The organism is Dysgonomonas sp. HDW5B (assembly GCF_011299335.1).
GTDB lineage: Bacteria > Bacteroidota > Bacteroidia > Bacteroidales > Dysgonomonadaceae > Dysgonomonas_A.
In genome coordinates, this window is the sequence record NZ_CP049858.1 from 1,286,599 (window position 1) to 1,303,786 (window position 17,188).

Here is a 17,188-nt window from a genome sequence, read left to right on the forward strand (position 1 = left end):
ACGTTTCGGGTATTGTTCTTCATAAGAAAAAAGCAACTGAAGGACAATAGGCTGGCAACTATTATGATTCGGATCACAATCAATGGAAAACAGATCCAGTTCAGCAGTAAATTAGAAATTGATCCGCAAGCTTGGTCTCAAAAGGAAAACAAAGCGATTGAAGATCCTTTTCTGTATATCAATGAACTTTTAGAGGAAATAAGAAGTAAGATAAAAGCTCTTTATTTCAATTTGTCATCCAAACATCAGATTATATCTCCTTCCATGCTCAAGCAGGCATATTTAGGAAACGGCGATGAAATGCTGCTTAGCTATCAGTTTAATGAACAGGTGAAGATTTTCCGTTCTAAAAACGGCAGGAATATATCGGATGTCACAGCAAACTGTTACAGGCTTACCCATAACCGTATCAACGAGTTTCTGTTTAAGAAATATAAAAAAAAAGATATAATGATTCAGGATATTGATCTGATATTTCTGGAGCATTTCTACAATTACCTGAGAGAACAATATCACTGTAGTAATAATACATCTATGAAATACATGAAACGATTTGCAGCTATTCTAAATTTTGCAGAGAAGATCGGATTATTAAAGCTCAATCCATTTAAACTTTTCCGATTCCATATTGAAAAGAAATATCCGGTTTATCTGACGGAAGATGAGGTAAACTTGATTACAGGCAGAACCTTTATTACAGAGCGATTAAACAGGGTTAGAGATATTTTTGTATTCTGTTGCTGGACAGGGATATCCTACAGAGATGTTTGCAACCTAAAAGTATCTGATATCCAATGCCGGAATAAACAGTATTGGCTGGTTATTATCAGGCAGAAGACAGATAATATATCACAAATACCATTACTGGATAGCCCTTTGCAGATACTGGAAAAGTATCATCCCGACTTCCATAAATATCCTGGCGACAAGCCCCTGTTTTCTATGTCCAGCAACCAGAAGACCAATGAATACCTGAAAGAAATCGCTAATATCTGCGGTATTCAGAAGAACATCAGCTTCCATGTTAGTAGACACACATTTGCTACGCTGGCGCTTAATAAAGGTGTTTCCTTGGAGTCTGTAAGTAAGATTCTCGGGCATACCAACATCAGAACGACAATGCTTTATGCAAATGTTACAAATCAGAAGATAGAATCGGAAATGAAGAAAATGAGAAACAAATAAATATAGTATAATTTATAGCATATCAAATATTAGGCAAGATTCTTAAATATATAATATAGTATTATTTATAGTATAATAGATCGTTCGTATTTACATTCTAATTGTAAAAATAGTATTAATTATAGTATATATAATTAAAAGATCAATTCTATTATCATGAAAATAGTATATATTTGATAGTATAATCAATAATAGCTATTTAACACATATTCCGAATTATATAAACGGAACGAATATTTCGAGGTGGTGCTTATCTGAAAATCGGAACGGATTATAGAAAAGACCAATCTTTCACCTTAATTTTAGTTAATATATTGCTGTGAGAATTCTTACATTGTATGCTTCACAAAAATATACTAGATAGAATTTATGTATCTGCAATAATATTATACTATTATTTATAGTATAATCTATATGCATAAATAGATAAGAAATAGTAATTATTTATACTATACATTGACTGTTATTCATTGATATTCTAAAATTATTCATATATTTAGATAGTATTATTTATAGTATAAAATCTAATACATGGCTTTAGAATACACCATTACCAATAAAATAATTTCGTCCGTTGTTTCTATATCTGAAAAAATAGGACGGATAAAGGAAATCAGACATACTCATAAACATATTGACTTTGATATGCAGTGTACTATCAGGAATATTCAAAACACACTTCATTATCTAGAGATATCTTATCCTGATAAATATATTACCCAGCTAATATCAAATGATATATTACACACAAATACCCTAAACAAGAAAGACTATAAAATCATTCAAAAAGTAGTTAATCTTTATATTGAAGCGACTAAGCATAAATATTCAAATATTGACAGTTTAGTGAAGGAATATAATAAAAGTGGATTATTTAGGAAAGTTGATATTATAAATATCAAAAATATCACTGAACGGTATAACCTCTCAACCTCGAATAATTTCTTTTTGTATAATATAACCGAATTTTGTTGTGACAGTTTCTACAAAATGAATGATGCGATTGAAGAATTCTTACTCATAACACTATTTTATAGGGAATATGGAATGATTCTATATTTACCATATAATAAGTATTTCGAGCAAGAGAAGTATATTGACTCTAATAAAATTAACCATTTTCATAATGCAGAATCATTATCACAAGAAAGTAATTCTAAATATCCTTTATATGAATTTTACTTATCCATAATAGATTCAATAGTAGAAGAATCAGTAGAGGGACATTACAGGTTAGCTCATCCTGTTTCAGGCAGAGTTGCAGTATTACAAGGTACGATCAAAGAACCATTCTCTCGCAAAGATTATATGGCTTATTATAAATTATCAGGGTCTACTGCCAGCAAAGACCTCAAAGAAGCGGTTGATAAAGGGATTCTTATCATAAAAGGAGATAAGATAAATGCGAGGTATTGGTATAAAGTGGTACGTTAAAGATTTCTTAATTTTCTTCCACCCTCTATGAAAAATTAAATATCTTTACTATTTAATAGTAAAGATAGATTAAATATACTTTATGTTAATATGACAAAATACAATTCATCTATTATTGAAAATAAGTTACATCCTAAAATACGACTGAATTCAATTTGCCCGTATTTTACAATGTTTCCTTTGTCATTTCCCTATAAAGTTTTGCGTTATGCTAAAAGAACAGACTTGGTATATGATCCTTTTTGTGGAAGAGGAACTACAAATTTTGCAGCGAGATTACTCGGTATGTCTTCATATGGAGTTGATAGTAATCCAATAGCGCAAGCAATAGCACAAGCTAAATTAATCCACGCAAATCCTATTGATATTCAAGACCGATGTCAAACTATATTACAAGGCGATTATTATTTTGATATTCCAACTAGTGATTTTTGGGAGATCGCATATCATGCTGAAACACTAAACAGTATTTGTAAACTTAGAACATACTTTCTTAATCAAGAGAGTTTGGATGAAATCGACATCGCATTGAGAGCGATTGTTTTAGGAGTTCTTCATGGGCCAAAGATGAAAACAACTCAGTCTTATTTATCTAATCAGATGCCGCGTACTTATGCGACAAAGCCAGATTATTCGGTTAGATTCTGGGAAAAAAGACAACTAGTTCCCGAAAATATTCAGATAGCAAATCTCATAAAACGGAAATCTGAATATATTTTCAACGACGAAATACCCAACCAAACAGGCGGTAATATTATATTAGGAGATAGTCGGTTCATAAATGAAATTTCTTCTAGCAAATTCAACTGGGTTATTACCTCTCCTCCTTATTTTGGAATGTCTACATACAAACAAGATCAATGGCTTAGGAATTGGTTTCTAGGGGGAAGCAGTGATGTTGACTATTCGAATAAAACACAATTAAAACATGGGTCTGAAATAACTTTTATTGATGATTTATCAAAAGTTTGGATTAATACCTCTTTGAAATGTAATCCAAATGCGAGGATGATTATTCGTTTTGGAGCTCTTCCTAGCAAATCAGAAAAAACTCCATCTGAATTAATAAAAGAATCGCTAAAAAAGGCAAATTGTGGATGGAAATTGACTAAAATTTGTTCAGCTGGAGAACCTTCTGATTCGCAGAGACAAGCCAATCAGTTTAAGAAAGAAATGAAAAAATATATAGAAGAAATTGATGTATATGCAACATTAAAGATTTAAATATGTTTGATCCAGAAGAAATACCTCAGATAAAGGGCTCAATACAGGAATGTGCAAAAATTGATAAGAAGTTGTTAGATAGTTTGCGTGATGAAGTTTTAACAATGAAACCAAATGTCCGTGTGATAAAACCAAGAAATATTACAACGTTTTCATTAGTCGCAAGTGAGAGTACAAACAACAAACTAGTTTATAATCCTTTTTATTTTCAATTAATTAGGGTCGTAGATTCTAATGGGCAGAATCTTTGTTTAGATGTTATTACTCCAACAACGAATACAGATATGCTTAGCCAACGGCAATTTGATGATAAGGGAAATCCTAAAACATCTTTAGGTATATTAATGAAAGATTTGAATTGTTCTACATTAAGCGATTTAAGTCCAATGATTCCTTCTGGAGAAAGGATGATAAAAGATCCTAGTAAAGTATCAAGATCATGGGTGTTGACCTATCGTGATCTTTGTGAATGGGCTGTATTATACGAAATAATTTGTTATCAGAAGTTTACGAACCATACAGTTATAGTTAAAGATGGTTTGTTGAGAAGTAAAATATTTAAGTATGATTCTAAAAATAAAAGAGCTTTATTTATAGAAATGATGCAGCTGATTAATAATGCGATTGATAAGACTTATAAAGAACGTAAAATAAAAGTATATTTAGTTGGTCTAGCAAAACACAGCCAAGTTCTTTCCAGATATTCTTTGGCAATGCAATTGGAAAATATTTTTCCGGCAGGAGAGCCTTTATATGCAAAAGTTCCTAGTTCTATGGAAGAACAATCTTATGTATGGAAAGAATATATGGCAAAAACAGAAAGTGATGATGACGATACATCTAGTGAAATAAATAAATTTTCTGTAGGAAGCTTATATCTTGTCCGTTTTGGGAAAAAGAATGGAGATCCTGTATGGGCTATAGATCTTCTGAATACACAAACTTCTTCTGACTCTGAGATATTTGGATATCTATATATGGACACTTTAGACGGATTTCCTACACCACATTATCCGTCATGTCTTCAGAAAGCATTGGAGCATGCACAAATTGTTGACTTTGATTTGGATATACTTCAAGATGAAGTCGTAAAAGCAGTGAGACAACTTTTATCTGAAGACAAAAGAGAAATAGTCGATTATCAGAATTTAACAAATGTATCAGTTATAAATAGACAATAATGAAGTTATTTACAGAGGATAAAATAGTTGGAATTTTTAAAGGATTTAGTGAAGGTGGATTAGAGTTCCATGCTGATATTGTGTTGAAATATGACAATATTTTTCAAAATATTCCTATGCATGGACAGTTTCTACTTGTTGCATTAGAAGGAGAAAATGAAGCTATCTTAGGAAGAATCACATCTGTTTCAGCTTTAGGTAGGCTGGCTGGTGCGGCAGGAGAAGACTATGCAATCAGAGCTATATCTGAAGGTAGACAGGTTTCAGAAGACTTACGTGAAGGGTATTTAAAATATAAAGTTGACATAAGAGTGTTAGGTGTTATCCGGATAGATAGCAATAAGCTTGTTTTTGCACCTTCACATAGAAGACTTCCTCATGTGGGAAGTAAAGTTGCTTTTTTATCTGATGAAATACTAAAAGAGGTATCAGGACATAATCTGATGAATCAAGATGGAAAAACACCAGCATCATCTTTTGGATATTTAGCATATGGTGAATTTATATATAATGGAGGAGAAACAAAAAAAGGAGTAAAAATTGAGCCATGGATGCGTCCTAAAACTCCAGAGGTTATTACAAAATTCAGAATAGACCAATTAGTTTCTAGAAGATCTTTTGTTTTCGCCCGCGCAGGATTTGGAAAATCAAATTTGATAAAGTTATTATTTAGTAATTTGTATAAAAATCCTCCATGTATTACGAAAGGAAAGGTTGACAAACCCGTTGGCACGATAATATTTGATCCTGATGGAGAATATTTTTGGCCAGATGATAGCAGTAGGCCAGGATTGTGTGATGTGCCAGAATTAGAAGATAAAATTGTCGTTTTTACTAATAGAGCATCCACAAGTCCTTTTTATCAGTCTTTTGTCGCAGGAACAATTCGTATCGATATACGTATGCTCCGCCCAGCTGAAGTTATATCTATCGCCCTTCCCTCAGAGAAACAACAACAACAAAATATTCAAAAACTAAAAGGACTAAACCCTGCTAATTGGATTAAATTAGTTGATCTCATCTATAAATCAGGAAATACCACTCCTCTTGAAGATATAAGAGAAATTATACTCGGAAGTCGTGAGGGGGAAAGACAAGATGCAGAGATAATTGCTATACGTTCTAACATTACAACGATCATTCGTCTCATTCATGACCCAAGTAGTCAGATGCTGGACAAACTATTTGAATCACTTCGTGAAGGGAAGCTATGTATAATTGATATATCTCAGATGAGAGGAAGTAATGCATTAATCTTATCGGGAATTATCTTACAAAGGATATTTGAGCATAATCAAGAGGAATTTACAAAAGCAGAACCTGATAGTATACCAACAATAGCTGTTGTAGAAGAAGCTCAATCAGTATTAGGTAATACTGGAGGGGCAGAGGGTCCTTATATATCATGGGTTAAAGAAGGTCGGAAATTTGGATTAGGCGCTGTACTCATAACCCAGCAACCCGGAAGTATTTCAAATGAAATATTGAGTCAAGGGGATAACTGGTTTATTTTTCATCTTTTATCAGCAGGTGATCTTAATGCATTAAAACATGCAAACTCTCATTTCAGTAATGATTTGCTTAGTTCACTATTAAATGAGCCAATACCTGGTAATGGGATTTTTTGGAGTAGTTCAGGAGGAAAGCCATACCCTATTTCTATGAGAGTTTTGAGCTTTGAGCAATTAGTAGAAGTAAAAGATCCAGACTATAATCACTCGCAAGGAAAAACCTTTGCTTTGAGGCTCTTAGAGAAATATAATCGAGAATTAGAACGTGTACAAAAAGAAGTTGGTTCTATTGAGATTGATATCGAAGATGAGGAAAGTTATAATCCAGAAAGATCTACACAAGATATATTAGAGATGAATATTAAAAGTGCTTTTAAGATAGTTGCTAGCGACAAAACCTTAATCGATAAAATTGAAAAAAACAATGCTCATTGGATGCTTTTAAAGACGGCTATAGAAGATGCTTTACCCACTAGTATACAAAACCGAAAAGATGTGGCCTATAATTGTGTTTCCCGATTCATGAATGAATATTTCGGAGAAAAACAATGGAATACAGAGAGGAGAGATAGTAAGAGTAAACCAGGGCAAACTACAACTTATTTTGTAATCAATAAATAGAAATAAGATATGCTTAATGTTAATATAGTACATAATGAAGTGTATAGTTTATTAATGAAGCACCGAACAAATAATCCAAATTTTTTCTTCACACTTCGAAGAAGTAATCGTGATGGCAAATTGGATAAAGGATATTGGTTTTATGGAAATGAGTGGTATTTGGCGGTATCATTTTGGTCGGGAACGGATTGGAAAAATAAAACACCAAATATATCTTTTGTTGTATCTCTTGATAGCGGGCAAACTTCATTAGAAATAAACACGTCAGACTCAGATACAAAAAGAGCATTTATAACAGCTTATTTGGTTGATCGTTTAGAGTTAAAGGCTGATGGAAGGCGGTATAAAAAATTATATAAAGGAGGTTATTTAGAATCTCTAGAGTCTTTTTTAAAAACAGATAAAATAATAATAGATAATATTATAGATGGGTATTCTCTGTCTTTTTTTGAAAAATCTGATAAAGGTATTTATTTTATTAAGCCTACAGATTTCATGGAGCAGCTAGAGAAGATTGGTAAGTATAAAAATGAATATATAAGAGGAAATAATAAACCTATAAAACTGAATAGTGTAAAAATCGAGAATTATGGACCTATTCGAAAAATAGAAATAAAAGATATACCCTTTTCGTCTCAGTGGATTTTTCTTACTGGAGAGAATGGAACTGGAAAAACATCTATCTTAAGAGCGATAACAGCTTCTATATGCAATAGAAAGATCAATATAGATGAGTCCTGTTATGGTGATTTCAGAATAAATTTAGATTTATTTACATCCTTTAATAATAAAAATGCATATAATAGAATTCAAAATAGAATCTCTGAACAAATTAATATCCCTTTAACAAATGGCTTCGCTGGTTATGGACAATCTCGGTTGAAAACGAATAATTCAGGATTAAGTGGAGACACATTAAATTCCATATCTGTAGATGATTTAACCTCTTCAATTTTTGATGAAAATTCATATTTAATGGATTTACAATATCAATTCACAATATGGAAAAATGATAAAATAAACATTGATAAATATGAAAAGAGAATAATATACATTACAGAGATACTTATAGATATCCTCCCGAATTTATATGATATTAATTTTAATGATATGATAGGGGGTATTCCAGCTACGACATATGTTGAAAAAGATCACGATGGAGGAGAATTTAGGAAAGTTACTTTCAATAAATTAGCATCAGGATTAAAAAGTATGATTGCTATGATAGGAGATATTCTTATTCGTTTTTATAATCAACAGCCTGATATTGATGATCCTTCGGAGTTTACAGGAATTGTATTAATTGATGAAATTGATATTCACTTACATCCTAAGTTACAAAAACAGATTGTACAACAATTAACTAGCACCTTTCCTAAAATTCAATTTATTGCTACCACACATAGTCCTATACCTTTCTTGGGTGCTCCTAAAAACAGCCAAATATTTCGAGTTGAGAGAATATCTGAAGAAGGGGTAAGAATCAAGCGTTTGGATGAAAAAATAGAACTTGGGGACTTATTGCCAAATACAATATTGACCTCCCCTATATTTGGTTTAGATGATATTGTACCAGAAAGTCATGATCAAAAAAGTTTTGTAAGAACAGAAAATGTATATGAGCAGATTGAATTTAATGATAAATTGAAAATTATTATTGATAATTTCATCACTGATGTCAAAGAGCAAGAATTAATAAATCTATTTAAATTACGAAGAAAATGAGATTTGTTATAAAAAAAGATGAAGACAAAACAGCTAAACTGGCATCTAATGAGACATTACAAGTTCTAGAAAAGATCGTCAAAACGAAAAACAGAGGTTTGATAACAGAAGCAATATATCGTGATAGTTATGATACTGAGGATGGCAGATGTTCATATGTCGAAGATAAATTAGCAATAGCATATAAAAATAAGTGCGCATATTGTGAAAGAATTTGTAAAGCAGATATAGAACATTATCGGCCTAAGAAGGGGGTCACAGAAGATGATACTCATCTAGGATATTATTGGTTATGTTACGAATGGACAAACTTAATTCCTTCATGTATTACATGCAATAGAGAAGGAGCAAAGCACAATAAATTTCCAATTCTAGGTAAAAGAGTAATAAACCCTCCATTATTGCCTGATGGATCACTTAATCTGACATTATGCAAAGCTGGTACTAGTCCTCTCCGAGATGAGACTCCTTGTTTATTGCATCCTGAAGTGGATGATCCTGTTGATTATTTCGTATTCGAATTAGATGCTGAAGGAAAAGGTATTCGAATTAAAGGCATCGATATGCAAGGTCGTGGGGCTGAAACAATCAGTATCTGCCGGTTAAACCGTAATGAGTTAAAGTTGGATAGAGTGAAATCTGTAATTGATGATTTTAAAGAGTCAATACATAGTCTTTTCGTACTACTTGAAAGAGATGAGATTGATACACTAAAACTGAAGAAGGATGTTATTCAACAATTGAGATTATTAAAAAATCATAGTCTAAATGATGAGAAAACATATACATTGTTGCGAAAGTATATTGTAGCATCATCTACTAATTTTGAGAGAATAGTTATCCCATTCTTAGATAGCAAAATAAGAAGAATTGTTTTAGAGGCTTTTAAGTCCATAGAGCCTCTTCAACCAATAATTTAGTACAAGAGAAGAAGTTCTATTTTTTGATAATAAGATTGCATATGGCAAAAATTTATCACCTTAAAACTCCTAGAGAAACCCTAGAATTAGCTCTCAAATTTAAGAAAGATAAAAAGTTTAATTTATTCAGGGGGCAAAATGAAGGTTGGCCATTAGTTACATCAATAAGCAGGCTTTCTTCGTCAAAAAGAGATGAAGCTGTTGATAAACTTTTTGCTTTCAAATTGTTTTTATCAGAATACACGTTTATCAAAGAATATGTTGAAAGCCTCGATCATATCATGGCTATTGCACAACATTATGGAATTTCTACTGATTTTATAGATTTTACATATTCTCCTGAAATAGCTATTTTCTTTGCAACCCATTCAAATAAAGATCTTTCAGGTAAGGAAGGTGTAATTTTCTGTGTTAATAAAGAACACTTTAAATCTACAATTGATTTGTTTTGATCAGGAAAGGCTTCGAGTAGGTGAAGTTATATCTGTTTACAATAATAAACGGCCTTATTTGAGTTGTAATACGAAAACACCAGTGTGGATGCATAGATTATCTAGTATGATCGGAACGATAACCTAAAAAATCAATTAAAAATTTCAGGTATAAACTATAACTGGATGAAGATTTTGAATATTTATTGACTACAAGAAAATATCTTTTATTTTTTACTAATACTTTAATCTTTATTACCTTTATAGCTATTTTAACATTTAATGTAAGCCTATTATGACATTCAAGGATATACTACAAAAATTTCGCAAAGAATCATTTTCTGAAAAAGAAAAAGGAACAAAATTTGAACGCTTAATCAAATCATGGTTACTGACTGATCCTCGGTATGCTGATAAACTTCAAAAAGTATGGTTATGGGAAGAATTTCCTGGTAGAAAAGACTTTGGTGGAAAAGATGTCGGTATAGATTTGATTGCTAAAACTGATATGGGTGATTATTGGGCTATTCAGTGCAAGTGTTATGACCAGAATGCAGTGATAGACAAACCCGCTGTTGATTCTTTTTTAGCTACATCCAGTCGTACTTTTACCGACGGAGAAACATTTACCACCGCACGATTTTCAAACCGTGTATGGATATCTACTACCGCACATTGGAATTCAAACGCCGAGCAAGCCATAAAAAATCAGGAGCCTCCTGTTACACGCATTGGTTTGCATGAAATAGAATCTTCGCCTGTAGAATGGGACAAGCTTTTGGATGGAATTGAGGGAAAAAATGCGTTGCAAGAGGGAAAAAGACCTATGGCCCATCAATTGGAAGCAATGGCTAAGGCATATGCACATTATATTGATAATGAGCGTGGTAAATTAATCATGGCGTGCGGTACTGGTAAAACATATACCTCCCTTAAAATAGTTGAACAACAAACAAAAGGCAAAGGAGTGATTCTTTTCATGGTTCCTTCAATCGCATTATTGGGGCAATCATTAAATGCATGGATGGCTGATAAAGAATACCCTATAAAAGCTATATGTATTTGTTCAGACGGCAAAGCTTCTCGCAAAACAAACACATTCGACAATGATGAAACATCAGTAGTTGACCTCGCAGTTCCTGCTACCACGAATATCAATTCTATTAAAAAGCAATTCCGTGCTTATAAAGATTTTGATGGCTTATTAGTAGTCTTTTCCACTTACCAATCTATTGACGTTGTGGCAGATGCTCAACGGGAAATTATGGAGGAAAACAATGGTTTTGGTGAATTTGATTATATCATTTGCGATGAAGCACATCGTACTACCGGTTTCAGAGAAAAAGAACGAGATGAATCCAGTTTCACTAAAATCCATAACAACAACATTATAAAAGGTAAGAAAAGGTTGTATATGACTGCCACTCCCCGGCTTTATAATGATTCAACTAAAGCCAGTGCAAAGCTTAAAGATATAACTGTCTGGTCTATGGACAACGAAGACTTCTATGGAGAAGAATTTTTTCGTGTTGGATTCGGACGAGCTGTACGAGATGGTTTACTTACCGATTATAAAGTTCTTGTTCTTACAGTTAGTGAAGACGATATCCCTGAAAACATTTTAAGTGACGTAAAAGACACCGATAAAAAAGAACTCAATTTCGATGATACAACCAAGCTCATAGGTTGTATAAACGGGCTATCGAAACGTATTAAAGGAGATAATGGAACAACAAAAGAAGCCGATCCATTAAAAATGCGGCGAGCCGTAGCATTTTGCCAACGTATTGATATGTCAAAAGTACAGGCTGCACAGTTTCAAATTCTATCTCAAAAATATAAGGAGTCATTACCTGAAAAAGAAAAAGATGATGTGGTTGATATTACCGCACAACACATTGATGGTTCGATGGACTCCGCAACTCGTAACGAGAAAATATCCTGGCTAAAAGAAGAAATAAACAACCCTAACGAATGCCGTATATTAACCAATGTACGTTGTTTATCAGAAGGTGTTGATGTACCTGCTCTTGATGCTGTACTTTTTGTTTCTGCACGTAATTCTGAAGTAGATGTTGTACAATCCGTAGGACGTGTAATGCGCACATTTCGCAAGGGCACCCCAGAAGAGAAAAAATATGGATATATAATTGTTCCGGTAGTTGTCCCAGCTGATGTAAGTCCGGAAGTTGCTATGCAGGATAATGAACGTTTCAGCGTAGTTTGGAGAATCCTGAATGCCCTCCGTGCCCATGATGAAAACTTCAATGCTACAGTTAATAAAATACAACTTAATAAAACGAAACCTCCTAAAATTATCATTGGTGGTGTAGGTGGTGTAGATATAAATGGCGATCCACAGGATGGAACAAACGGTGGAAGTAATATAACTGATGCAGATATTGCTCGACAGTTAGAAATACGTTTTGGCGAATTACAAAACGGTATCTATGCCAAAATGGTAGAAAAGGTGGGCGACCGTCTTTATTGGGAAAGCTGGGCTAAAGATGTGGGTATCATTGCACAGAAATTTATTGAACGTATCAGTAAATTAGTAAATATACCAGGTGAACATCAATCAGAATTCCGCAAATTTGTAGAGGGATTACATAAAAACATCAATCCATCTGTTGATGATGCACAGGCCATCGAAATGCTAGCTCAACATATGATAACCCGTCCTGTATTTGATGCATTATTCAAAGACTACCAATTCGTAACAAACAATCCGATAAGCCGCAGCATGCAAACCATGCTCGAATTATTAGAGAAACAAGCTGTTGACCAAGAAACGGAAACATTGAATAAATTCTATGAATCCGTTCGTATGAATGTGGGTGATATCGACAATTTAGAAGGAAAACAAACTATTATTAAAAACCTATACGAAAAATTCTTCAAAGGTGCATTTCCTAAAACAGTCGATAAGCTCGGGATTGTATATACTCCAATTGAATGTGTAGATTTCATTATACATTCTGTAAATGATATCCTTAAGAAAGAATTCGACCGTACCATATCAGATGAAAATGTACATATTTTAGATCCATTCACAGGTACAGGTACATTTGTTACACGGTTACTACAATCAGGATTAATTAAATCAGAGGATTTAGTTCGTAAATATCAAGAAGAAATTCATTGTAATGAAATTGTCCTTTTAGCTTATTATATTGCAGATGTTAATATTGAAAGTGTGTTCCACAATATCTCAAAAAGGGAAGAATATCTCAAATATAATGGAATTTGTTTGACTGATACTTTCCAACTTAATGAAAGAGGAGATAATGATATTTTTTCTACCATGTTTCCTGAAAATTCAGAAAGAGTGGAAAAGCAACGTAAATCACCAATAAGAGTAGTAATTGGAAATCCGCCTTATTCTGCAGGTCAAAAATCAGCTAATGATAATGCACAAAATCAAAGCTATGAAAAACTAGACAAACGTATTTCTGAGACTTATGCTCAATACACAAATGCAACAAATAAAAATTCTCTTTATGATGCATATATGAAAGCTTTTCGCTGGTCTTCTGACCGTATAAGTAAAAATAAGGAGGGGGGTATTGTAGCATTTATCAGTAATGGAGCATGGTTAGATGGAAATGCTTCTGATGGTTTCCGAAAATGTTTAGAAAATGAATTTTCATCAATATACGTTTTAAATTTAAGAGGAAATCAAAGAACAAGTGGAGAATTATCAAGAAAAGAAGGAGGGAAAATATTTGGTTCCGGCTCACGTACTCCTATATCAATTACAATACTAGTTAAAAATCCACTCCATATTGGGAAAGCTAATATTTATTATCACGATATTGGTGATTATTTAACACGCGAGAATAAGCTTAAACTTGTTAAACAATTTAAAAGTATTTCTTCTAATAAAATCGAATGGATAAATCTCACACCAAATGAACATGGAGATTGGATAAATTTACGAAATGATGTTTTCAGTACATTTATTCCTTTGGGGGATAAAGATGACAAAAAAAATAAAGAAACATTCTTTCAACCCAATTATTGCAGAGGGCTAGAAACAAGTAGAGACTCTTGGTGTTATAATTCTAATAAAGAATATTTATCATCCAATATTCATAAAACAATCGACTTCTATAATGAACAAAAAGATGCATATCAATCTTTATTATTAAAAAATGGGCATTCAGATACAAAAGACCACATATCTTATGATGATAAGTCAATAAGTTGGTCAAGAGCCTTTATAAATGATTTAAAAAACAATAAGCTTAAATCATTTAACGACCAATCTATCGTTTTGTCAATTTATCGTCCTTTTTTCAAACAATATTTATATTTTAACAGAGAGATTAATAATGTTGTTTCATCTATGGATACTTTTTTCCCTACTCCAAAACATGAAAATTATGTGATTTGTGTAAGTGGAATAGGTGGAAAAAAGAATAATACTGCAATTATTTCATATATAATTCCTGATTTGAATTGCTTAGATGCAGGAACCCAATGCTTCCCCCTCTATTGGTACGAAGAAAATAAAAACCCACAAGGAACCTTATTTGACAATGCTGATGATAATAAATACTTTCGTCGAGACGGAGTTACAGATTGGATTTGGAAAAATATACGAGCTCGCTTCGGAAATACAAAAGCAATAACCAAAGAAGTAATATTCTATTATGTATATGGCATACTACATAATAAAGAATACAGAGAAACATTTGCCAGTGATTTAAAAAAGTCACTTCCGCGTATTCCTATTGTAGATACTATTGAAGAGTTCATGGATTTTTATAAAGCAGGAAAAGATTTGGCAGAATTACATCTAAATTATGAAAGTGTACCTGCATATCCTAAAGTAAAAGTAACAGGCACAGAGTCAGGCAACTTTAGAGTTGAAAAATTGCGTTTCCCTAAAAAGGACAAAAAAGATACTATTATATATAATAGTAGCATATGCATTGAAAATATTCCTGAAAAAGCGTACGAATACATAGTAAATGGAAAATCTGCTATTGAATGGATCATGGAACGCTATCAGGTAACAACTGATAAAAATAGTCTTATAAAGAATGATCCTAACGATTGGGCAGAAGAAGTTGGAAATCCGAGATATATACTCGATTTATTATTATCAATCATAAATGTATCCATTCAAACAGTAGATATAGTCGATGCGCTTCCAAAACTGGAATTTGACCAAATGGATAGTGACACCGACTTATAAAATAGGAATATAAAAAATACAACTATATGGCTGAATTACATGTAAGTAAAAAAACAATTGGAAAATTGTTTAGTGATATGCAAAATAAGAAATTCATTATTCCAGACTTTCAACGTCCCTATAAATGGAATGTTGAAAAATGCGAAACACTTTGGGAAGATATAGTGAATTTTTCAGAAACTGAAGCAAAATTAGGCAATGACTACTTTTTAGGCACCATTGTTTCTTATTTGAACGAAGAAAAAGACCCTGAAATCATTGATGGACAACAACGTATCACCTCTTTCTTTTTAATGTTACGGTCTTTCTATAAAAAGTTAGAAGACATGACGGAAGATGAGGATGTAATAGGTCTCAAAAACCAACTAGCACCATGTATTTGGGATATAAATCCAATTTCTCAAAAAGTATCTGATAAATCAAAAATACATATAAAATCTTTAGTTGCGACTGAAGAAGATAATGACACATTTCATGGGATATTAGAGAAAGGAACATGTAATGCCAATGCTAAAGATAATTATTCTACAAATTATAGTTTTTTCAAAAGGCAATGCGATAGTTATGCAGAAACAAATCCTATGCAATGGAAACAGCTTTGTGTAACAATCCTGCAAAAATGTATTATTTTACCTATTGAATGCGATACACCAGAAACGGCTCTTACAATTTTTTCTACACTAAACGACAGAGGTTTACCATTAGCAGATTCTGACATATTCAAAGCACAAATATATCGTGGTTTGAATACTGAAGATGAAAGGAAAGAATTTACTACCACATGGAAAGAATTAACCCAAATATGTAAGAACGCAAATAATTCCATTGATGATATCTTTAGATATTATACCCATATTTTAAGAGCAAGAAGCAACGATAAAACAAAAGAGATTGGATTGAGAAAATTCTATTCGGAGAATCATTATGAGCGCTTAGCGGATACTAATTTAATTAATGAAATTTTATCATTAGCCAATTTCTGGTTATATATAAATACAGACAGAGAGCCAAGTGAAGAAGATGCCTATACTATTTCTGATAATACCAGAAAATGGATTCAGTGTTTAAATTGTTATCCAAATGAATTCTGGAAATATCCAACAAGTGTATTTTTTATAAAGAATAAAGATAGTGAGACTTTTGACGATGATTTAGCTGAGATGTTATGTAAACTAGTTGCTTTTCTATTTGCTAAATTTATTGAAGCTCCATCGGTAAATGCTATTAAAGATGACATATATATAAGCTGTATATTCATTCAAACCGATAACGAATTACGTATAAGATATAATTTTAATGAGGAGCTATTTAATCAGTTGATTCAAAATTATTCCTCATCCCGATTATCAAGAGCGTTATTATTACTTGATGCATATCTAAATCCTAATCAAGAGACTCTAATCCCCAAGACATTTGACATTGAGCATATTTTTCCAAAAAAATGGCAAAACACTAATTATAACGGATGGTGTATTGAAGATGCACAAGAGTATCTCGATAGATTCGGAAATAAAATTGTATTCGAGAAAAAATTAAACATTCAAGCTGGGAATGGCTATTTTGGCATAAAAAAACAAAAATACAGCTTATCGAGCATAAAATGTGTAAAAGAACTTGGTATTTATCCTAAAAATGACTGGGTTAAGGAAGATATTGAAGAAAGAGAAGAAGCCTTTAAAACTAATTTGATAGAATTTTTCAAAGAGCATTTAGTATAAGTTTAACATATATAGTGAAGGGTTAAATTCAATAA

At 32.3% G+C, this 17,188-nt stretch carries 10 protein-coding genes; all 10 read left to right on the forward strand.

The features are described 5' to 3' along the window. Positions 1-63 precede the first annotated feature (63 nt). The 10 genes from G7051_RS05300 to G7051_RS05345 all read left to right on the forward strand — a co-directional run bounded on the left by G7051_RS05300 (position 64) and on the right by G7051_RS05345 (position 17,153). Positions 64-1,185: a site-specific integrase gene (locus tag G7051_RS05300; protein WP_255493326.1), complete on the forward strand. Its 1,122-nt coding sequence runs from the start codon at positions 64-66 to the stop codon at positions 1,183-1,185. Positions 1,186-1,716: 531 nt separating this feature from the next. Further along, complete coding sequence (locus G7051_RS05305) at positions 1,717-2,619, forward strand: hypothetical protein (protein WP_166198928.1); 903 nt, start codon at positions 1,717-1,719, stop codon at positions 2,617-2,619. A gap of 90 nt (positions 2,620-2,709) precedes the next feature. Continuing rightward, a complete protein-coding gene (locus tag G7051_RS05310; protein WP_166198929.1) occupies positions 2,710-3,843 on the forward strand; it encodes a DNA methyltransferase in 1,134 nt (377 codons plus the stop codon). A 2-nt stretch (positions 3,844-3,845) separates the two neighbouring features. Then, on the forward strand, positions 3,846-5,024 hold the full coding sequence (locus tag G7051_RS05315; protein WP_166198930.1) for a hypothetical protein: 1,179 nt from the start codon (positions 3,846-3,848) through the stop codon (positions 5,022-5,024). Then, positions 5,024-7,156: an ATP-binding protein gene (locus G7051_RS05320; RefSeq protein WP_166198931.1), complete on the forward strand. Its 2,133-nt coding sequence runs from the start codon at positions 5,024-5,026 to the stop codon at positions 7,154-7,156. The genes G7051_RS05315 and G7051_RS05320 overlap by 1 nt, the downstream gene beginning before the upstream one ends. Positions 7,157-7,165: 9 nt before the next feature. Further along, positions 7,166-8,881 (forward strand): AAA family ATPase, encoded by a 1,716-nt coding sequence (locus tag G7051_RS05325; protein ID WP_166198932.1) that lies wholly within the window; start codon positions 7,166-7,168, stop codon positions 8,879-8,881. Beyond that, a complete protein-coding gene (locus G7051_RS05330; RefSeq protein WP_166198933.1) occupies positions 8,878-9,801 on the forward strand; it encodes a hypothetical protein in 924 nt (307 codons plus the stop codon). Before G7051_RS05325 ends, G7051_RS05330 begins: the two co-directional genes overlap by 4 nt. A 41-nt stretch (positions 9,802-9,842) precedes the next feature. Further along, complete coding sequence (locus G7051_RS05335) at positions 9,843-10,253, forward strand: FRG domain-containing protein (RefSeq protein WP_166198934.1); 411 nt, start codon at positions 9,843-9,845, stop codon at positions 10,251-10,253. Positions 10,254-10,527: 274 nt separating this feature from the next. Continuing rightward, the gene (locus G7051_RS05340) at positions 10,528-15,435 is read left to right on the forward strand and encodes a type ISP restriction/modification enzyme (protein WP_166198935.1); all 4,908 of its coding nucleotides are present in this window, start codon (positions 10,528-10,530) and stop codon (positions 15,433-15,435) included. Between the two features lie 26 nt (positions 15,436-15,461). Next, the gene (locus tag G7051_RS05345) at positions 15,462-17,153 is read left to right on the forward strand and encodes a DUF262 domain-containing protein (protein ID WP_166198936.1); all 1,692 of its coding nucleotides are present in this window, start codon (positions 15,462-15,464) and stop codon (positions 17,151-17,153) included. Positions 17,154-17,188: the final 35 nt, after the last annotated feature.